Raw genomic sequence first — 18,918 nt, 5'->3', positions numbered from 1 at the left:
AATATGGCAGACCAGAAATCTTTCTATATTTGCCCCCCTAAATTAACAATATGCGCTCCCTCATTTTTTTCCTGCTACTCTTTTGTTCGCTATTTGCCAGAGCTCAATCAGCGGGTCTCACACTTTTTACTAATTTCAAAGATGGCTACTACTATGATCTTGAAGGACATAAAATAACCGGTAAAATTGATAAGGCTGGAAGCGGCAAAGTGGTGCTTACCTTCAAGTATTATATTCTTTTCAAAGAGAACGATGCTGCTGAAATCAAACGGATTACTCCGGATATGATCAAGTCATTTGTAGTTGGTACGGATAGTTTTATTGTATCACACGATAAAGATCCAAAATTTCACAAGGTTTTAATTGATGGTCCTACAAAACTATATGAAGTACTTACATTTGCAAAAAGTGATGGTGGGTCAATGATGAGACCTGTCGGAGGAAATATGATGTTAACGGCTGGAGTTGGTCTGGCGATGGTAGGAGCAAATCTGGCTAAGGGTAGTGAAGTAATCTATTCCTATGGAACGGACCCGGATCACAGAACTGACCTGAAAAGGAAAAACTTTATAGAAGGAATGAGTTTAACCATGTCCGATGAACCAGAATTAGTAGAACAGATCAAGGATAAAACATTTAGGATCACCGAGATGGATGTTTTAATCAATGTCTATCAAAGGATTAAATCCAGAAGAAAGGAATTAAAGTAGTAACCTTGTGATCAATTGATCATTAAATATTCAGAAAAAAGCGCAATTCTCATTGCGCTTTTTTATTATTCTATCAGCATAAACTCCAGTCCTTATTCAGGAATTCATCTTCACCAGGTTTCTTGTTTTTGTAAGCGATAGCTTCAGGAATCGACGTTTTAGGTAAATGAACATGTATAATTGTGTTGTCCTTAATTTCACCCAGCTGGGCTAGTACATCCTCCAACGACTCCATATCATGCACTTCAAAACCCTTCCCACCAAAAACATCCACCAGTCTAGCATATTTCCAGGGATGCATCTCATTATAGGGGTAAATAGTATTCAGATCAGGCAGACTATAATCTATTTTATCTTTACCACGGAAAGGGTTCGGATTAACCAGTAACTGCTCAATACCATAAATTTCATTGTCCAGCACAAATACAATCGTATTATGTTTTAGCTTATTCTGAGTAGATATGGCCTGACAGGTTTCCTGAAAAGCCCCATCCCCTACAAAAACAACAGCCCTTTTATCTGGCCTGGCACATTTAACACCAGTAGCTGCTGGTACCGAATAACCTATAGAAAGCCAGGAGGCCTGCGCAACAAAGCCATTTGCTTCGGCAATATGAATCCCCTGACATCCCAGTAAAGGAAAGCCGGCGTCAGCAACGACAATATGATCCTTGTTGATGAATTTATTCATCCTTGCAAAAAACAGGTCATAAGTGATCGTCGTCTTTTCCTTTTTGGTTTCCATCAGATTAGCAACAAAGAAAGAAGCTGACAGCTTAGCTGGCCCATACATCTGATAAGCTTCAAATTTCACTTTAGTCAATTCTTCTTTCAGATAATACATAAAGTCCTTGATGGATACATTTGGTTCGTAGGATGCTCCTATTCTGACGCCACTATGGTTTGCCAGAACAGTATCGTTTTTCCAAACGTCAAAGCCACCCAGGTTTTTCCCGGTTGTCCATACGCCCAACCCAATTTTAACTTCAGCCTTTTCGAATCGCTCTTTCACGTCTTTTGGAGAGGCATTCCCATTAAATACACCTTTAAACTTCGGGTGATTTTCAGATACAATTGATTTCCCCAATATGGAAGTTACAAATTCGGTATCTGTGGTTTCAATTAAGTCAAGAAATTCCTTTTGCAGCCCATAACGCTGGATTTCAATTCCGCCCCAAAAAATTATCTTCTTACCGGCGGCTAATGCAGCCACACTTTTGGCAGCTTTAAGCGCATTTTCTTTACATCCTTTAAGTGATTTTTTAGTCAATGGTGCAGCTGGTGCTTCACATTTCATCCGCCAGACATCTTCAAAAACTTCCAGGTAAACCGGCTTGCCATACAATATACAAGCATCCAGTATGGCATCTATTTTATAGGCTGCATCCGCTGCACTGGTTACCTGTTCGGCAGCTACTGTGACGTTTCTGTACACGTTGATATTACTATACATATCTCCGGTCATGTGTGAGGATAGCAGTCCCTGTGCCACATTCTTCAGCTGGTCACTATTGGTTGGTGCACCATTGATAACTAATACTGGACAATGTTCCACATAAGAACCGGCTACCGAATTAAGTAATGTAAAAGCCCCAACACCGTAAGTAACAGCAACAGCTGCAAATCCTTTCAGCCTGGCATAAGCATCAGTACAATGCCCCGCGTTGATTTCATTGGTATCATTGATTACCTGAATTTTAGCCTGTTTATCTTCCAGAATGGTATTTAAAAATGGTGCTGTATAATTACCAGCTATGCCAAATAAATGAGTTAACCCCATTTCTTCCAGTCTGATCTGCAAATACTTTGCTACAGTAATTTCTGTCTTTGTCATATCAGCGGGGATTATTTAAGTTACCAACATCTTCGTTTACTTCAAGGGCTGTGCGGATACCCGATTCAATTGCGCCTTCAATCCAGGCATGTTTTAGTGAGGCATGTTCACCCGCAAAATGTGCTTTTCCGTGCCACTCCGTCGAAATGATATGTTTCTGCAACAAATGTAACTGGCCAGGATTGAAAATAGCAGCCTCTCCATAGGCATAAGGATCGCGCATCCAGCTTTGAGTAGCTGCTCCAACTCTGTTTTTAGCGTCCTTATGATCTTTCGTCGATGAGGTGATAACGGCCAGGTTTATAATCCGTTCGCGTTCTTTCTCATCATCAGTATGCATGATCGCAAGATTTTTAAGCGCATAAAAGTATCTGTCATCATCATCCATAGAGTCCCAGCGGCTTGCCTCATCCGACCAGCAGTAAGATGCCAGAATTACTCCATGTCCCTCATTTGCAATATCCATACTTGGATAATATACAAACCGGTTCGAAAAGTCTGTGATAGTACCTCCACCCACAATATTATATGGCGGCTTCTGCCACCATTTCTCTCTGAATTCAAGCAATATTTTAGTAGCGGAGTCATAATGAAGTTCCCTGATCGCTTTACGTTTTAATTGTGAGAATCCTGGCGTAACATAAACATGTCTCAATGCTGAAAATGGTATAGTCACAATTACTTCATCAAATTCCATTTCTGTAACAGGGGTTGTTAACGCTTTAAAGCCAGCTTTTTCATAGAACTGATGATCTCTCTGTACTTCAATGTCTACCCCTATCTTAACTTTACCTGTTTTCTGATTCAGCATCAGATCGGTTACCCTGCAATCGAAATAAGTATTATCTTCCAACTGGTGAGCTTTAAAAAATGCATTAGGCAGCAAGTCTGACCCTCCTACTATTTCTACAAACTGTGTCGAATCTTTAATAATATTGGATTCAATAAAACTTTGGATAAAATCATAAGCCATTCTTGATTCAAGGTTCTGCAATACACCGATCATCTCAATAGCATTATCAGAATATAGGGTCTGCTCTACCAGAAAGCGCCTCATGGAATACTCTCCAAAACGCTCAATAAGCAATGGCCAGTTCTTCTCCGGATCCTGGGCAATAAATGCTTTCAGAGGCTTTATTACATTGGCCAGTAAAATATCTGCCCGTTGATTTTCATATAAATTCTGGTCACTGGTCTCCAGATGATAATCAAGCAATTCATTGATGTTAGCTTCATTTTTAAAATATACATTCTGAATTACCCGCTTGTAGTTCACATATAAAAGCGAATTCCTGGTGATCGTTGGTGGCTTTGTTTTCGGATCTTTCTGATGTTCAATGGCTTCATCTTTGTCTACTGAGAGGTAATAGAATGGTTCTACTTTCAAGTTCAACTTTGCGATATATTTCAATACCATCTGATGAATAGTTGGTATACGCATCGCGCCTGCTTCAGCGTAGACCTTGTCATCTTCAAAATACTTTTTGTCTTTTGTATTTCTGAATGTTTTAATCCGCCCGCCTACCCGGGTATTCGATTCAACAATTGTAACTTGATGGCCAGCCTGTTTCAACATGCTGGCAGCAACCATACCAGCCATTCCGGCTCCAATGATTAACACTTTTTTGGGGTTTCGGGTGTGCGGAATACCATCATCAATAAATTTCAGGTATTGTTGGATAATTGGATCGTTGTCTTCGTCCAATAGACCATGCAGGTAATTTTCCATAAATTGTATAAGATTAAGAGAGTTAATTGAAATAAATATACAGAAATTATTTATCTCTTATTTCACGAATGATTAACATCGTTTCTTTTAAAGCAAGAGAAAAAAAACATTAGTCCTAATCCTATTCTCAATTTATTTTTCCCACCCGCATAAGGTTTTACCATCTTTCTCGGCTTTATCCAGGCTAACCTGAATAATTTTATACTGACAGTTTCCTAATCCACGACAATTCGACTTGTAATGATATTTTTTAGCAGTATCACTATTACAGACGTATACCATTCCCCGTGTCGAACAGTTGACGTTAATCAAGAAAAGAATAATGAGTAAAGAGCATTTCATTAATTTAGATTTTATTTAAAGATTGTTTCAAACCAGCCAAATATTTGGCTGGTTTGAAACAGGAGATTACTGGTTAGTAATTAGTTATAGCCTGATGAAGTTCGTTTCTATAGCCATATAATTCATCCAGATTTTTGAGTTGTTTTTTTTCTCCGGCATCCTTCCCATTGTGAAAAGTCTCCAGATATTTATTGGCAGTATTAAAGTGGAACCGGCATATCGGTTTTCTGTTGTTATTGTCAAGCAATACGCCGAAATAAGATTGAGTATCCCTTGCCGCAATTCGGTCCGCAGGGATTTTTTCTCTTAAGATCGCCTTAACGATTTGAAAAGCATCCAGTTCCTCTTCAGTTGTAACGATTTTAGATTCATCCTCTTTTTCATCTATTGGATTTATTTTAATTCCCTCCTGTTTATCGATCTTCTCGTTAATACTCAATGCCGACTTTAACCGGTCACTTATAGATTCATTAATCGAAATTGTCAATGCTTTTTTTACATATTCCTTAAAAACAATCATTCGGTTGGCAGTTAGAGTTTTGTCAAAAAAACGGTTAACCAGCAGCTTGACTATTTCGTCGGATGGATTGTCAATCTCTTTTTCAAATTCTGTCCTGATCGCCTTAATGTATTTAAGCCCCTCAGCCGAATCAAGAATACTCTCTAAATTGTATTGATTCTTGGTAAAGCTTTCTAGAATTTTGATAGAGTTATCTTTCAAGTCTTCTATATCAATGGTTAAGAAAGGCTTCTCGTCCATAATATTTGGTTTCTCCAGATCTGCATAAAAATTATAGATGGTACCATTTGTTAACACACCAAATCTTGCCTTTGAGACATGATAATAGCGGTGAAGTTGCGAGTTATGCGCATCGACATTTTCTTTCCAGTGCTTACATTCAAAGATTAAAATGGGTTCGTTATTGTTGCAGATGACATAATCTACCTTTTCCCCTTTCTTGGTTCCGATGTCGCAAATATGCTCTGGAATGACCTCTGTCGGATTAAAAATGTCATAACCCAAAATTTGGATGAAAGGCATAACAAATGCATTTTTTGTTGCCTCTTCAGTATTTATCTGATCTTTTAATCCGACTACTCTTTGATGAAGCTGTTCTAATTTAAGTTTGAGATCCATTTTACCTGAAATTGATTTTGTTTTGATCAAAAGTATGAAGGGCAACTCTTTGATTCTTACGGGAATCCGTAATCAATCAAGTATTTAAAAATCAAAACTTAAGAACACCTATAAGGTAAAAAAGATGGAATGACAGTAAAAATAGAAGCCCGGTTCGCTATAAATTTCACAACATCTGGTTTAGCTTGTGTGGCATAAATTCGAACATATCTTACATCCGTTCGTTCTAACGTATATCTTTCTCGCTTCAGTTACCGCCCCGATACAAGATGAGAACTCTCCCAGATACCTGGAATTTTCAGTATCTGGAAGATAAATACAATCATCACGGTGAACTTCATGATTACTGTTACTTTGAGCGTTATTGTTTACATAGTACTTTTTCATAATTACCTTTTCTTTTGAATTAATCCTTCAAAAGTAATTGGGTATAAAATTCATTCTTTACGGAAAGCCATAAACCTGGAAAATAATTCCCGAATATCATTAAATAATTTTTTTGTCCTTACAATAAGCAATCAACTGCTCATTGTTCGAGATATTCAATGCTGTTTTGATAGAATTAAGACGCTTCTCAACACTGCTTAAGCCCGATGGTTTAATATTATTTTGCTGTAAATAAGCAGGGATATTTTTCTGAGGTGTTCCATTACAAAGTAGTGTGATAATTTCAACATCAAAAGCTTTAAAATCATATGAATTTTCTATTCTTTTATTTTGCATTAAATCTGCTGAACGGTATTTTTTATTTTGAAAAACTGCTTCGATAGCCCGTTTAAGATCTACAGCATCATAACGTGCCTTACGCACATAAGCATCAATCCCTATATTTTCAAACAAATCATCAACTACAGGTATACTATTTTCCAATGAAAAAACGACAACCTTTAAACCGGGCTGCAGCTGTCTGGCCGCTTTGATAAGTTCTCTTCCCCCCGCAATTTTCTGTATATTTTTATCTTCTTCAAAGGAAAGATCAGTAATCAGCAAATCAAAGGAATCTTCCTGGCCAAATGCTATTTCTATAAGTTTTAAAGCATCATCACAATAATATCTAAACTCTTTATTGGCTATACCGAGATCTTCCAGTGTTTTACGTACAGATATATTGGTGCTTTCGTGGTCTTCTGCTATAAGTACTTTTTTGAACATTATTCTTCATTTATTTACGAAAAGGGACATGTGAGATAAATTTCCAAACCCTTTTCGAGTGTATAATCAAAAGTAATGGTACCCCCGATACTTTTAATACGGTTTTCCGTATTCGTTAAACCATTATTTTTAGAGGCACCTTTCATCCCGACACCATTATCCGAGTATGAAATATTGATATCAGATTCATTCCTGCGAAATTTTATGATTACAGTTTCCGCGTTGCTATGTTTTTTCATATTAGTCATCAACTCCTGCATAATATAAAAGAGTTCTGCCTTTGAGGTATCATTAATGCTTTTCCATAATTCTTCTTCATTTCCCACTATCAAAATCTCGATGATTTCAGAAGAATAGGATTTTAACATATTCGAGAGTTGTACCGCATAACTGTCCTCCTTAAAAGCCTCCTTACTTTCGTAAGAAATATCCCGCGATATATTATACAGAACTTCGAGTTTATCCAACAAAATATCTCTGTCGATATCAGGGGTATTATCTACTTCAGACATCACCTGATAAACTTTATTTGCGACCCTGTCATGAATTTTTTTGACGTACTTAAGCTCTGTGTTTTTGACTTCCAGTTCTTTCTCCTGTTGCAAGGTCTTTTTCCTTTTTCTATACCAAAAAACTCCGGCTATCAAGATTAACATCAAAATGCCGAGGGCAAAATTCTGTCTTAGAATATTATTTTGCTTTTGAATATTTTCGGCCCGGGCCCTTAAGAAATCTGCTTTATGCTTTTCAGTCTCATACCGGATAACAGCGAACTGATTCTTGGCTTTGCGACGTATCATCTGTACACTATCATTCAGGTTTTGATAGATATCAAAATATTGCTTTGTCTCTTTAGGAGGACTAAGTTTGATCAATTTCTGAAGTGCCATCAGCTGATCATCAGAACTGTTTATTTCTCTGGATACCAGATACATCTTCTTCGCATAAATCAGTGCAGAATCTGGTAATAGTTTGACGTATAAATCGGAGAGATGGGAATAACTTGAATTCTGACCCCTGAGGTCTTTTTCCTCTACACGGATATGTAATGCTTTTAAGCAATCAGGGATAGCATTATAACCGGGATCGAGCAGCCATTTGGTAAAAGAAATATTGGTTAATGCCATGGCATATTCTTTCCTGTTTTTATGCTTATCAATTCCTTTTAAAACCTGATCATATATGTTTAAAGCTGCTTTATATTCATGAAATGCCTGATACGTCCTCGCCTTATTATTCAGATAAACACGGGTAAGTGAAGAATCCCTGGAAAATTTTATTGCCGAATCATGAAATTTTAAAGCATCCTTATAGTCCCCCAGGTTGTGAGTTGCGATACCAAGATTATTAAAGTTAGAACAGATGTAAACGTATTCGTTTTCCTTTTTTTGGTTAAGATAACCCAAAGCACTTAGGGAAATCTCCTGTGCCCCAAAATAATCTCCTTTATCTGTTAAGAAGATACCCATATTAACCAGACACTTCCCTGCTCCCAGACTATCCTTTTGTTGCAAAAATAAATCTTTGGCTTTAATGAAATAAAAAAAGGCACTATCAGCCATACCCTTTTCCCGATAGGCAAAAGCCTGATCGTAAAACAAGTTGTCCTCCTTTTTCTCTTTCCCGACAGGATTTGTACAGGAATAAAAAAAGACAATAAGAGTTGAGAGTAAACAGAGATATTTCAAGCGCTAAATTTTAACCAAATTAAAGAATAAATCTGGCGCTTCTTTCAATTAATTGTTATTATTTACTAAAAATTAAACTTTCAATCACAAAACAATGGCGTTAAAAGAAAAAATATAATCTTAATTTTTGGTGAGCTGTCATGACAGAATCCTGTTTCTCGTTTCATGGCTTGAATGGTCTTAAATAAAAAAGTAGGGCAGTTTTACAGCCCTACTATATTCTATTCTTCTTCTTATTTTGGCGGCGGGGTCTGTCCCATATCACCTCCTGTAACGGGATCACCATTGCTCACTATTGGAGCTTCCTGGTCGGTATTTGTAGTATTCGAAGTTGATGGAGACGTCAGTCCCAATAGCATAGCAATTATTAGTTGAAAAAACATGGTTCAAAAATTTAAGAATGAAATACGGTGTAGCTCCCCGCGATCCATTCGCGGGGGGTACTACGATTGTAAATCAGAAGGCCTTCTGAAATTTTTGGGAAGTGTGAGAATCAAACGCGGGAGCTAATAACTGCTTCCCAAACCGGTCACCAACTACCGCGTATTCATCTCTTTATAAAATCTGTTCTGTACATTTCGACCCTGCCAGCGAATCAAAACCTGAACTGATTTCTGATACAAACATACACCTGTACAAACCCCTAACTACCAGGAAATTCCGATGATTCCATTCGTTCCAATTATTCTTTCAGAATTCCACAAATGCGTCAGTAATTCCGGAAATTCCGCTTAATTATTCGGTGTAAACTGGTCTGAGAAGGATTGGGTATTTATAGAAAGAGGGATCAGCCTTAGGCCTGATCCCTCTTTTTAACGTAGGATAAGAAAAACAAGTAATCTGATTGCTAACATTTAAAATGTGATAATTAACTGCCGGTTATTAGATTCTTAATCAAATTCACTAATTTAAGGTTGTTATCTAATGATCTCCAAAACCAAACAGGCCATGCAATTAAAAGCAATCAATAGTCAACAACTTTTTAAGACTTTGACGGTCATACTTCTATTCGTCTCCACTCAACTCAGCGCTCAAAATACCACACAAAAACTAGATACCTGGCTCAAAGAAAACACACCAAAAATGGGCGGACGTTCTGTACTTATGGTGTATAAAGATGGAAAGATTGTATATAGCCGGTCGGAAAACAAGATGAATATGAGCCAGAGAATTGCTTATAGAATGATTGCCCGAAAACAAGGAAAAAGTACAGATCTGGAAGATTACGATCCAAATTCTCAGTTACAGATTGCCAGTTGCAGCAAATGGTTAAGTGCTGCACTGGTCATGACTTTTGTAGATGAAGGGAAACTCAAAACGACCGACACTATAGGAAAATACTTGCCTGCTTTATCCAAAAGTGGAAAAGGCAAAATCACAATTGCACAGTGCCTGTCACATACTACCGGCATTAAAGCTCCGGCATTAAAAGAAAGTTTACAGGAAACGAAGAGCCTCAGTAGTATGGAACAAGCCGTTGCACAAATCGCAGATCTTCCAATTGAAGGTACACCAGGAACTGTATTCCACTATAGCAATGTAGGTTTACAACTAGCAGGTGCAATTATAGAAAAGATTGGTAACAACAGTTTTGAGAACTTGTTCCAGGAACGCATCGCCAAGCCCTTAGAGATGAAAAACACCAGCTTTGGCCAAACAAAAGTACCTCTTCCAGCAGGTGGCGCTGTCAGTACTACTGAAGATTATCTCAATTTTCTGATCATGATCCTGAATAAAGGAACATTCGAAGGTAAAAGAATACTCAGCGAAAACAGTATTAAAGAAATGCAGATTAACCGCATTACCTCAAAAGTAAAGGTAGCCTACTCCCCGGCAGAAGCAGGCGTACCTGGTTACGGTTACGGCGAATGGATCAGTACAGGATCTGTAAGCAGCCCTGGTCTGTTTGGCAGCTTTCCGGTTGTTGATAATCGTAAGGGTTATGCTGCCTTCCTGATGACATTCTACTTAAAAAGTGATGGTAAACAACAACGTTATTCCGAGTTAAAAAAAATACTGGATGATATCTAGTCGCTTAAAAGATCAGATCATACCTTTGTTCAATTATGGGCTTACCGAATGCGGTTGAAGGCTTCTCTTCTGATAATTTAAAACCAAATTTCTGATATAAATGCTGTGCTTTGTTTAGTTCATTTCCTGTCCATAAGTATGCACTTTTATATTTACAGCTTTTTGCAAAAGCTATAAACAACTGAAGAAATTTATTCCCCAAACCAAATCCACGATATTCAGGTCTGATGATGAAATATCTTAATTGAGCGGCTTCACCCCTGTTTTTTAATGCAATACAGCCAATCATTTGATTATCTTTTTCGGCAATCCAAAACCTGTCTTTATTAATATCATATGTACTGTAGAATTCATTTAGCCCACCTGCAACCATCGATTCGAATTCAAGCCCATGCTGAAATTCATTAGCATATAGAACGCCGTGCAGATAAGTTATCATACCCAGATCTCCCGGGCGTATGTCATTTCGAATTGTAATCTCACTTTGTTTTTCCATTATTATTTATTAATTTTTTGTCGCTCCTTACGACATCCCTATACTCAGTAATAAACCAGCCAAATACAATCCAATTCCATAAACAGTGTGTGCCTTCAGGCTTCTGAATCTTGCTAATGAAGGGTTTGGTGTTTTGGAAGCGGCAATACCAAAACCAAATGCAGGTTGCATCATGAACCATGGTGCAACGGTTGTTGACAGACCGATGATCAACGCTGGTAAAATAGTTGGTTGATAAGCCCATTCTATACCCCAAATTAGTAAAAGTAAGCAAGCAAACGAGATACCGATAAGATAATGAGCAATCCATCCAATGATCCGTTCACCTTCTATCTTCTCCGTTTGCATAATGTTTTGATGAGAAAAGACCCCGCCTTTAAAATGACCGACCCACCGTCCAAGCAATGCATAGTCCAAAGAAGGGATATTAAAAAAGCGTTTTATTATAATTGCATAAATGTCCATAACTAAAGTCGCCCCTATACCTATGATCAATGAAAAAGAAGTCAGTTGTAAATAAGTGTTCATTTGTATTATATTAAATTAAAATTTTCTGTTGAGAGTCTCATATTAATAGCAGCACCTGCCTGTGAACCAGTTGAAACTGCTGTTGCTATAGAGCGGAAAGCAGAGTTATCACCACATGCATATATTCCAGGAATAGTTGCCTGCTGAAAATTATCAAGTTTCAACAATCCCTGCTCTGTAAGTTCACATCCTAATTCAATTGGAATTTTACAATGTTGTTCAAAAGATGGTCTGGCGTAGAGTGCGTTTAATTGATATATAGATCCATCTTTTAGAAGAATACCGGAAAGATTTCCTTTATTGTGTTCTATAGCGAGTACCTTTTGTTCTATAATATGGATATTGTTCCTCTTGATCAACTGATATTGTTCAGCACTAAATGTGGCCTCCCCATCAGTAAAAATGATTAGCTTATCTGTAAGATTTGAGACTAGTTGAGCATAGTGAAAGGCCAGATTACCGTTTCCCAGAATACCAGTTTTCCGATTTTTAACTTCATAACCATGACAATATGGACAATGTAATATGGATATTCCCCAGCAATCAGAAAATCCGGAAATGGATGGCATAACATCTTTTAAGCCTGTGGCAAACAGAACTTTTTTTGCTAAAAATACTTTTCCCGATTTTGTAGTGAGTTCAAATATATTCCCGCTCCTTCTTACTTTGACGGCAACATCTCTATGAAATGAAACCGTTTCGTAACTCAATACCTGCACTTTGGCTTTATTCGTGATATCTTTTGGTTTTTCTCCATCTTGTGTAATGAAGTTATGTGAATACAGGGTCTGCCTGTTACACGGCAGTTCACTGTCAATAATGAGGACTTTCCGCAAAGAACGGCCTAAAGCCATTGCCGCAGAAAGACCAGCGTAACTGCCGCCAATAATAATGACATCAAAAGTTTGATTTTCACTTTCTTTATCTGAAGCCGCAAAAGACATGAGTGTTCCACGTATAGCAAATGCACTGACCAACAGACCACTTTTCGTGATAAATTTTCTTCGTGTAATCATAAATGTCTTTTAAATTTCATCACTAAAAAAAGATTTACTTTTTGCTCCACCTGGTTAATAATAGGCATTAACATTCTACATGGTCCACACCAAGTGGCAGAAAATTGAAGTAGTACTGATCTTTGAGATCTGAGAATATTCCTATCTCAATAATGATAATTCTGCTAAGAAGGAGCTTTCTGATAGCATTCCCACTTTTCTCCATACTTCCTTATCATTTCTGAGAACAACAAAAGCCGGGATTGACCTAATGTGATATTCGCTAGCTACGGCTTGGGCTTTGTCAACGTCTATTTGCCTAATGATTAACCAATCAGACTGTTTTTGTTTTATAGATTCCACAATTGGCATCATCATTTTACAGGGCTGGCACCAATCCGCATAAAATTGTAAAAGTGTGAATTCCTGAATTTCATTTTCTGCATTTGACATATCTTAAAGTTTGATAAGGCAAAATTACTGGACACTATACAGATTAGCCTGACACTTACAGGAGATAAAATGGTACAAATCACATATTAGTGGGATATCTATTGGCCATCAAAGAGAAGATCACAAGTGAAAAAGAATAAATAAGCCGTTTTTCTTCATTAAAAAACGGCTTATTAAGTAACAGTTAGCCAGTATTATTTTCCGGATCCTACATAATCAATTTTCATCTGGTTCACGCTTTAGAAGTTTATTTAAAAATTCATTTGATACCATTTCCTGACTAAAAAATTCATGCGTCTGATAATTAAGTAAACCTTCAGCCAGATTTTTCATTTTTGTTATGACAGCATTTAACATGGCCGGCCCCACACTCAGTCTGGATACCCCAATAGTTTCAAGTTGTCTCAGATCGCCTATAGATTCAAGTAAAAATACATTTAAAGGAATTGTGGTCATTTCTCTCAGGCGAGCTATAGCTGCATAGTTATCAATTAGTATCGGATATAAACAATCAGCTCCTGCCATCCGGTAAGCAATCGCTCGTTCAACCACACGTTCAATTCTATTTTTTTTGTCGGATTGAAGATAGATATCAGTTCTGGCATTGATCAGGACTGGCACATTATACTGCTCTGCAACCTCCCTTATTGCTTCTATTTTTTTGCATTGTTCATCGATAGACATCAATCCATCTCCTTTCCCATCTTCTATATTTATTCCAATAGCCCCTGTTTCCAGAAGTAAACCAACGTTTTCTTTTAATTTCGAAATGTCATCTGTAAACCCCCTTTCAAAATCGACAGTTACCGGAATATCAACTGCTGCTACTATCTGTCTGACATGATCCAGCATCTGCTTAAATGGAATATGTTCTCCATCCCTGTAACCATTAGCTAAAGCCATGGCTGCACTTGCTGTTGCTAATGAGGAAAAACCGAGTGCCGCAATCAGTTTTGCGCTAAATGAATCCCATACATTCGGTAACAATAGAAGTCTGTCCACTAAATGTTGTTCACGAAAAGAATTAGCTTTTTGAATTTGAATATTATTGCTCATTGTAAATTATTTTAATTATGTAATGTATCAGCTAATATTAGTCACCCATAGGTCTCATTCTAGTGGATATGGCGATTCTTGTATAGGCATTAATGGCGATTATAGCCATAATAATCTGGGCAAGGGTTCGTTCATCAAAATACTGTGCAGCCAGATTGTAAGTTTCGTCGGACACTCCATTTTGAATTAATGTTACCTCTTCAGTCAGAGCCAGTATCGCACGTTCTTCATCAGAAAAGAAAGGTCCTTCTTTCCATGCATTTAGCGCATAGATCCTCGTTTCCGTTTCCCCAATTATCCTCGCCTCTTTTGTATGAATGTAAATACAGTACGCACACCCATTAACCTGAGCTGTCCTGATTTTGATTAATTCCCGTTGAATTGGCGTAAGGTTTGATTTGCTCAGGTAGCTATCAAACATATACATGATCCGGTATGCTTCCGGTTCAATTTTCTTGATCACGATTCTGTTACTCATATTTGTTTATTAGTTATAATGCAAAAATGAAGATTCAGAACGCAGCAAAAAATTGAACTACTTTAAGAAATTCATTTACCTTTCTTTGCCCTTATTATACTAATAAACTCGGGTGTTAGCCCTAAAAAAGAAGCTAGCATATATTGAGGGACCCTTTGAACAAAATCAGGGAAGTTTTTGGCAAACTGATGATATCGTTCCTCGCCAGACATACAGTACTCAAGACCTATCCTGGTTAAGGAAGCATCATAAGCCCTTTGAAAAATCAGTCTGAAATACCTTTCCAATGATGGTATTTTTGAAAATAAATCTTCCTGAATCGCAGCATCTAAAATGGCAACTTCCGAAACTTCAGTGGCCTGAACACAATATTCAGAAGGCTGGTTATTCTCAAAACTGTGATGGTCACAAATCCACCAGCCTGGCAACCCAAATTGTATGATTTGCTCCACCTCATTTTCTTTAATGATATATTGTCTAAGACATCCTGAAAGCACAAAAAATCTACTGCTGCAAACCTTTCCGGATTTTAAAAGGAATCCCTTTTTAGGGACCTTTTCATATCTCATCACAGAAACAAGCAATTGCCTTTCAGCATCATTCAATCTGATATACTTTTCAATATGGTTTAATAGGTCTTCATACATGCAATTACAGTTTTTAAGCAAGAGCATTATTAGTGGAGTAATCATTTTCAACCATTCTGCTCATTTCAAACTGCGCTACTTTTATAGAAAGACCTGAGCCTTTTAAGAACGCAATTGCAGAAACAGCCTGGGTATCAACATTATTGACATACACCTCCTGTTGCTCAACTATTTCATCGATATAAGAGAATAAATGACTACCAATTCCACTATTACGATGATTATCAGCAACCGCAAACTGATTTATTTTTCTTGAAGTTGGATTGAAGATTGCATAACCCACCAATAAGTCATTTTTATAAGCTCCTATAATACGACAGTGATCTTTACTATTTTCCAGTGACTGAACAGCATTTTGCCAGGAAGGAATGGTACTCCAAAAAGAAACAAATTCTGTCCACTGAAAAAAGGTAATTTCTTTCAATGAGATTCCAGGGCTATTTTTTGAGACATGAAGTTTTCCTGTAAAACAGTCCAGCTTTCTAGTAATAGTATATCCTAATTTCTCATATGCTCTTATTGCAGATTGATTTCCTTCTATCACTTCCAGCACCATCTTGTTGACCCCTATTTTTTTTAATTTAGGCAGTAAATTATCATACATTTTGCCGACTAAACCTCTTCCTCTATAGTCTGGGATTACTCCTGTAGCAGCGTTATACACCATTAGTCCGGTATCACTGTCCCGCAATCCATGTAGCATAAAACCTACTATTCTATCATCATCAAATACTCCTGTAGATAATTTCAGTTTAATATTCTCTGCTACAATTTTAGATTTCAAATTTTCCAGAGTCAGTTGCATAGGTACGATGTAATCAGAAAATGATAAATTGATAACAGACACCAACTTTTCCAGCTCAATATTCTCTAAATTTTTTATTTCCATTATAATTCTACTATTTCAACTTTAATCTGCAATTTTTCGCATTAAACTTTCCAAAGGACCACGTTTATATTTCTTTGTCCAATATAGGCTAAAATAAAAGTTAGCCACAAAAAACAGCAAGGAAAACAAAAGTACAAAAAGCGGTGAGCTCCATTCAGCATTTTCACCCTGCCATAACGAGATTAATAAAATCCCTGCTGTCAGATGCAAAACATAATGGGTAAGGGTCATCTGCCCCGTTTTCGCAAGATTTATTGTCCATTGTTTGTTGGCAAAGTGCTCACCTAATAACATAAAAACCCCAATAATTATAAGGCCAAAACCAGTAGTACTTAATATAAATGGTAAAAACGGAGGAATGTAATCAGCCGTAAAAAATTCAATAACCTGAGGATCGGCAGATGTATTTTGAATTACATACTGTATCACTTCGATTATTATATATAGTGACGCTCCTGTAACAACTATTTTCTTATACAATGTAGTATTACTCCAGTTTAAACGACCTAAGAACATGCCTATAGCGAAATAAGAAAACCATGGAAATATGGGGTTCCATCCATTATAGAATGTATTTCGCAGGAAGCCCTTAAACGTCCATAGATCGGGATAAGTTAAAGTATCCAGATTCCATCCTCTTTCATAAGGGATAAACAGCAAAATCACATGGAAAACGATTATAGTAATAGCCGCAATAACCAATAGATTTTTTTTATCCAGAAAAAGAATAGCAGAAGCTATCAGTATGTAACAACCATAAAGGTGTAAGATATCAGCCGGCCACCAGAGAGAAAACAATAAGCCAAAAAAGAATAAAAAAGCGGCCCTTTTGATCAGCGTAAACCGCAGATACCAACGCTCTTCTGAACCATACTCCTCAATACGATTACTCATTAAAGCTACACCCATCCCTGCCAGCATCACAAATACAGTACTGGAATTACCACTAAATAACGTCAAAAACTGTCCTAAGAAACTTTCATCTTTAGCATTCCCAAAAACAGTGTTAAAATTAACTATAAACATGCCAAATATGGCATAAGCGCGTGCCAGGTCAAAACCGATAATTCTTTGCTTCATATTGCTTTATTGTTTTGCGACAAAGCTGATGAAACCGGTTGGAGTTACCTTTGACCTAAGTCAAAAAATCAGATCCTGGCTCTGATTCTACTTAAAGTCTCGAGAGATATGCCCAGATAAGAAGCAATGTGGGTGAGTTTAATCTGATGAAAATACTGTGGTGACTTATGCATTAATTTTCTATAACGCTCGGTAGCGCTCAATACATTAAAGTCAAATAATCTTTCTTCAAGCCATGCCGCATATAACTCGGTAAATAATAAATCATATGCTATTAATTTAGGAAATGACTGCTTAAGTTTCTCAAAATTATCCCGGGAAATACATTCCACAGTAAGATCAGTCACACATTCCATCACCTCTTCACTTGGTTTTTGCAACAGATAACTATTAAATGAGAGAGCCACATCACCAGCGAAGTAAAATTCTGTGGTAATCACTTTCTTTTGTCCATAGTAGAATTTCCTTGCCACTCCATTGATAAGGCTAAAACTGTATTTACATATTTCTCCTTGTTCCAAAAGAAGATCTCCTTTTTTAAAGGTCTTTTTAACAGATACATTTTCAACAGCCCGCATGGTCTCTTCATCCAATGTTTCCATAAACTGTTCGAGCTTTTGGTAGTACAAATCCATTTTACGAAAGTAAAGTTTAGTTATAGTTTACCAAAACTACCTTGCCTGTTTTCTTATGCTGGTCAAAAAGCACAGCTTTACTTATATCTGTTAGTTTGTAGGTGTACACCTGGGGTAAAATCAGTTTCTCTTTAAATATCAGATCAATAATCACTGAGAAGGCTGATCTTTTTTCTGTTGTAGATTTTGAAGCCAGCCATTGTCCGATACCAAAGCCCGTTACGGTTAAATTCTTATAAATCACGTCGCTATTAAAAACCTCGGCAGGGCCCTTAGCAAACATGCCATACAGTGTGATCATCCCATTGCTCCGCATTACCTTGAGGCTTTTACTCAAGATATCCCCTCCTACTGCATCTAAAAAAGCATCCACTCCAGAATGATCAGTCAGCTCCATTATCCTGGACATCAGATCACTTTCATCTGCAGGTAATACCTTGTAAGCTCCCTGCGTGTATAATAATCCGGCGCTTTCCATATCACGCACCAGGCAAATTGTTTTGATACCATTGGCTTTAGCCATTTGAACAATAAGACCGGCCAGAGCGGATGAGGCCGCAGATAATAGCAGATATGACCCTGCCTTACACTTTGACCATTCCAACAAAGCATGAGCTGTAATCGCATTTAATGCAATCTGACAGGAGATTTCAAAAGGAATATCTTGTTCAACAGGGATCAGTTCATTTTCATTGACATTTACAAATTCGGCCCACGTACCGACAGCCCGAAAAGTTACATGATCACCCTTTTTAAACCCTTTTACCGTTACATGTACATCCGTAATGATACCAGAGGCTTCAAGCCCTGCTATCTGGGGATACAGAGGTTTAAGGCGGTACTGGTCCTTGATGAACATATAATCTGATGGATTGATAGGACTTGCCATCACCTTCACCCTGACTTGTCCCGGTAGAAGTTCTGCTATATCCGTTTCAGTGATGTTTAAGACATCCGCTGCTTCACCTGCTTTATTAAATAAGATACTTTTCATAATTTTTTTTGTCAAAAGTACCTGGTTTAGCGATATCCATATT

The 18,918-nt window shown here is 37.3% G+C and carries 20 protein-coding genes; 2 read left to right on the top strand and 18 right to left on the bottom strand.

Features of this window, described 5'->3' with window-relative positions; translation table 11 throughout:
* Positions 1–50 precede the first annotated feature (50 nt).
* A complete protein-coding gene (locus HDF25_RS06090) occupies positions 51–710 on the top strand; it encodes a hypothetical protein (RefSeq protein ID WP_184623830.1) in 660 nt (219 codons plus the stop codon).
* 73 nt (positions 711–783) lie between these two features.
* On the opposite strand, the gene HDF25_RS06085 is transcribed toward HDF25_RS06090, so the two are convergent.
* From HDF25_RS06085 to HDF25_RS06060, 6 genes are all read right to left on the bottom strand, one after another.
* On the bottom strand, positions 784–2,544 hold the full coding sequence (locus HDF25_RS06085) for an alpha-keto acid decarboxylase family protein (protein WP_184623828.1): 1,761 nt from the start codon (positions 2,542–2,544) through the stop codon (positions 784–786).
* A gap of 1 nt (position 2,545) precedes the next feature.
* On the bottom strand, positions 2,546–4,273 hold the full coding sequence (locus HDF25_RS06080; RefSeq protein ID WP_184623826.1) for a flavin monoamine oxidase family protein: 1,728 nt from the start codon (positions 4,271–4,273) through the stop codon (positions 2,546–2,548).
* Positions 4,274–4,688: 415 nt separating this feature from the next.
* Positions 4,689–5,753 carry a type I restriction endonuclease gene (locus tag HDF25_RS06075; RefSeq protein ID WP_184623824.1) on the bottom strand — a complete coding sequence of 355 codons (1,065 nt, stop codon included), beginning with the start codon at positions 5,751–5,753 and terminating at the stop codon, positions 4,689–4,691.
* Between the two features lie 486 nt (positions 5,754–6,239).
* The gene (locus tag HDF25_RS06070; RefSeq protein WP_184623822.1) at positions 6,240–6,905 is read right to left on the bottom strand and encodes a response regulator; all 666 of its coding nucleotides are present in this window, start codon (positions 6,903–6,905) and stop codon (positions 6,240–6,242) included.
* Between the two features lie 14 nt (positions 6,906–6,919).
* Positions 6,920–8,593, bottom strand: coding sequence for a tetratricopeptide repeat-containing sensor histidine kinase (locus HDF25_RS06065; RefSeq protein ID WP_260409329.1), 1,674 nt, complete (start codon positions 8,591–8,593; stop codon positions 6,920–6,922).
* A 233-nt stretch (positions 8,594–8,826) separates the two neighbouring features.
* Complete coding sequence (locus HDF25_RS06060) at positions 8,827–8,976, bottom strand: hypothetical protein (RefSeq protein WP_184623820.1); 150 nt, start codon at positions 8,974–8,976, stop codon at positions 8,827–8,829.
* A 565-nt stretch (positions 8,977–9,541) separates the two neighbouring features.
* Between HDF25_RS06060 and HDF25_RS06055 the strand changes: the two genes are divergently transcribed.
* Positions 9,542–10,624 (top strand): serine hydrolase domain-containing protein, encoded by a 1,083-nt coding sequence (locus HDF25_RS06055; RefSeq protein ID WP_184623818.1) that lies wholly within the window; start codon positions 9,542–9,544, stop codon positions 10,622–10,624.
* Between the two features lie 4 nt (positions 10,625–10,628).
* Here HDF25_RS06055 and HDF25_RS06050 read toward each other — a convergent pair whose 3' ends face one another.
* From HDF25_RS06050 to HDF25_RS05995, 12 genes are all read right to left on the bottom strand, one after another.
* Complete coding sequence (locus HDF25_RS06050; protein WP_184623816.1) at positions 10,629–11,120, bottom strand: GNAT family N-acetyltransferase; 492 nt, start codon at positions 11,118–11,120, stop codon at positions 10,629–10,631.
* A 27-nt stretch (positions 11,121–11,147) separates the two neighbouring features.
* A complete protein-coding gene (locus tag HDF25_RS06045; protein ID WP_184623814.1) occupies positions 11,148–11,648 on the bottom strand; it encodes a DUF2938 domain-containing protein in 501 nt (166 codons plus the stop codon).
* A 5-nt stretch (positions 11,649–11,653) separates the two neighbouring features.
* Positions 11,654–12,664: an NAD(P)/FAD-dependent oxidoreductase gene (locus tag HDF25_RS06040; protein ID WP_184623812.1), complete on the bottom strand. Its 1,011-nt coding sequence runs from the start codon at positions 12,662–12,664 to the stop codon at positions 11,654–11,656.
* Positions 12,661–12,801, bottom strand: coding sequence for a thioredoxin family protein (locus tag HDF25_RS25975; protein ID WP_184624137.1), 141 nt, complete (start codon positions 12,799–12,801; stop codon positions 12,661–12,663). The genes HDF25_RS06040 and HDF25_RS25975 overlap by 4 nt, the downstream gene beginning before the upstream one ends.
* A gap of 4 nt (positions 12,802–12,805) precedes the next feature.
* Positions 12,806–13,096, bottom strand: coding sequence for a thioredoxin family protein (locus HDF25_RS06030; RefSeq protein ID WP_184623809.1), 291 nt, complete (start codon positions 13,094–13,096; stop codon positions 12,806–12,808).
* A gap of 216 nt (positions 13,097–13,312) precedes the next feature.
* Positions 13,313–14,152, bottom strand: a complete 840-nt coding sequence (locus HDF25_RS06025; RefSeq protein WP_184623807.1) for an isocitrate lyase/phosphoenolpyruvate mutase family protein — start codon at positions 14,150–14,152, stop codon at positions 13,313–13,315.
* 37 nt (positions 14,153–14,189) lie between these two features.
* The gene (locus HDF25_RS06020; RefSeq protein WP_184623805.1) at positions 14,190–14,630 is read right to left on the bottom strand and encodes a carboxymuconolactone decarboxylase family protein; all 441 of its coding nucleotides are present in this window, start codon (positions 14,628–14,630) and stop codon (positions 14,190–14,192) included.
* Positions 14,631–14,701: 71 nt separating this feature from the next.
* Positions 14,702–15,277, bottom strand: coding sequence for a Crp/Fnr family transcriptional regulator (locus HDF25_RS06015; protein ID WP_184623803.1), 576 nt, complete (start codon positions 15,275–15,277; stop codon positions 14,702–14,704).
* Between the two features lie 13 nt (positions 15,278–15,290).
* Positions 15,291–16,166, bottom strand: a complete 876-nt coding sequence (locus tag HDF25_RS06010; protein ID WP_184623801.1) for a GNAT family N-acetyltransferase — start codon at positions 16,164–16,166, stop codon at positions 15,291–15,293.
* Positions 16,167–16,187: 21 nt separating this feature from the next.
* Positions 16,188–17,246, bottom strand: a complete 1,059-nt coding sequence (locus HDF25_RS06005; RefSeq protein ID WP_184623799.1) for a DUF418 domain-containing protein — start codon at positions 17,244–17,246, stop codon at positions 16,188–16,190.
* A gap of 68 nt (positions 17,247–17,314) precedes the next feature.
* Positions 17,315–17,881: a Crp/Fnr family transcriptional regulator gene (locus tag HDF25_RS06000; RefSeq protein WP_184623797.1), complete on the bottom strand. Its 567-nt coding sequence runs from the start codon at positions 17,879–17,881 to the stop codon at positions 17,315–17,317.
* A 16-nt stretch (positions 17,882–17,897) separates the two neighbouring features.
* Positions 17,898–18,875 carry a zinc-binding alcohol dehydrogenase family protein gene (locus tag HDF25_RS05995; RefSeq protein WP_184623795.1) on the bottom strand — a complete coding sequence of 326 codons (978 nt, stop codon included), beginning with the start codon at positions 18,873–18,875 and terminating at the stop codon, positions 17,898–17,900.
* Positions 18,876–18,918: the final 43 nt, after the last annotated feature.

It is taken from the genome of Pedobacter cryoconitis (assembly GCF_014207135.1).
In the GTDB taxonomy this organism is placed as follows: Bacteria; Bacteroidota; Bacteroidia; order Sphingobacteriales; family Sphingobacteriaceae; genus Pedobacter; species Pedobacter cryoconitis_D.
Note: the sequence above shows the minus strand (reverse complement) of the source record. Positions and strands in the feature narration are given on the sequence as shown.

Bases quoted from the DNA above. Each gene is read 5' to 3' on its own strand.
- HDF25_RS06000 (WP_184623797.1), bottom strand. From the start codon at position 17,881: ATGGATTTGTACTACCAAAAGCTCGAACAGTTTATGGAAACATTGGAT.
- HDF25_RS06020 (WP_184623805.1), bottom strand. From the start codon at position 14,630: ATGAGTAACAGAATCGTGATCAAGAAAATTGAACCGGAAGCATACCGG.
- HDF25_RS06045 (WP_184623814.1), bottom strand. From the start codon at position 11,648: ATGAACACTTATTTACAACTGACTTCTTTTTCATTGATCATAGGTATA.
- HDF25_RS06025 (WP_184623807.1), bottom strand. From the start codon at position 14,152: ATGAGCAATAATATTCAAATTCAAAAAGCTAATTCTTTTCGTGAACAA.
- HDF25_RS06070 (WP_184623822.1), bottom strand. From the start codon at position 6,905: ATGTTCAAAAAAGTACTTATAGCAGAAGACCACGAAAGCACCAATATA.
- HDF25_RS06090 (WP_184623830.1), top strand. From the start codon at position 51: ATGCGCTCCCTCATTTTTTTCCTGCTACTCTTTTGTTCGCTATTTGCC.
- HDF25_RS06055 (WP_184623818.1), top strand. From the start codon at position 9,542: ATGCAATTAAAAGCAATCAATAGTCAACAACTTTTTAAGACTTTGACG.
- HDF25_RS06080 (WP_184623826.1), bottom strand. From the start codon at position 4,273: ATGGAAAATTACCTGCATGGTCTATTGGACGAAGACAACGATCCAATT.
- HDF25_RS06030 (WP_184623809.1), bottom strand. From the start codon at position 13,096: ATGTCAAATGCAGAAAATGAAATTCAGGAATTCACACTTTTACAATTT.
- HDF25_RS05995 (WP_184623795.1), bottom strand. From the start codon at position 18,875: ATGAAAAGTATCTTATTTAATAAAGCAGGTGAAGCAGCGGATGTCTTA.
- HDF25_RS06015 (WP_184623803.1), bottom strand. From the start codon at position 15,277: ATGTATGAAGACCTATTAAACCATATTGAAAAGTATATCAGATTGAAT.
- HDF25_RS06010 (WP_184623801.1), bottom strand. From the start codon at position 16,166: ATGGAAATAAAAAATTTAGAGAATATTGAGCTGGAAAAGTTGGTGTCT.
- HDF25_RS06005 (WP_184623799.1), bottom strand. From the start codon at position 17,246: ATGAAGCAAAGAATTATCGGTTTTGACCTGGCACGCGCTTATGCCATA.
- HDF25_RS06085 (WP_184623828.1), bottom strand. From the start codon at position 2,544: ATGACAAAGACAGAAATTACTGTAGCAAAGTATTTGCAGATCAGACTG.
- HDF25_RS06075 (WP_184623824.1), bottom strand. From the start codon at position 5,753: ATGGATCTCAAACTTAAATTAGAACAGCTTCATCAAAGAGTAGTCGGA.
- HDF25_RS06040 (WP_184623812.1), bottom strand. From the start codon at position 12,664: ATGATTACACGAAGAAAATTTATCACGAAAAGTGGTCTGTTGGTCAGT.
- HDF25_RS06050 (WP_184623816.1), bottom strand. From the start codon at position 11,120: ATGGAAAAACAAAGTGAGATTACAATTCGAAATGACATACGCCCGGGA.
- HDF25_RS06060 (WP_184623820.1), bottom strand. From the start codon at position 8,976: ATGTTTTTTCAACTAATAATTGCTATGCTATTGGGACTGACGTCTCCA.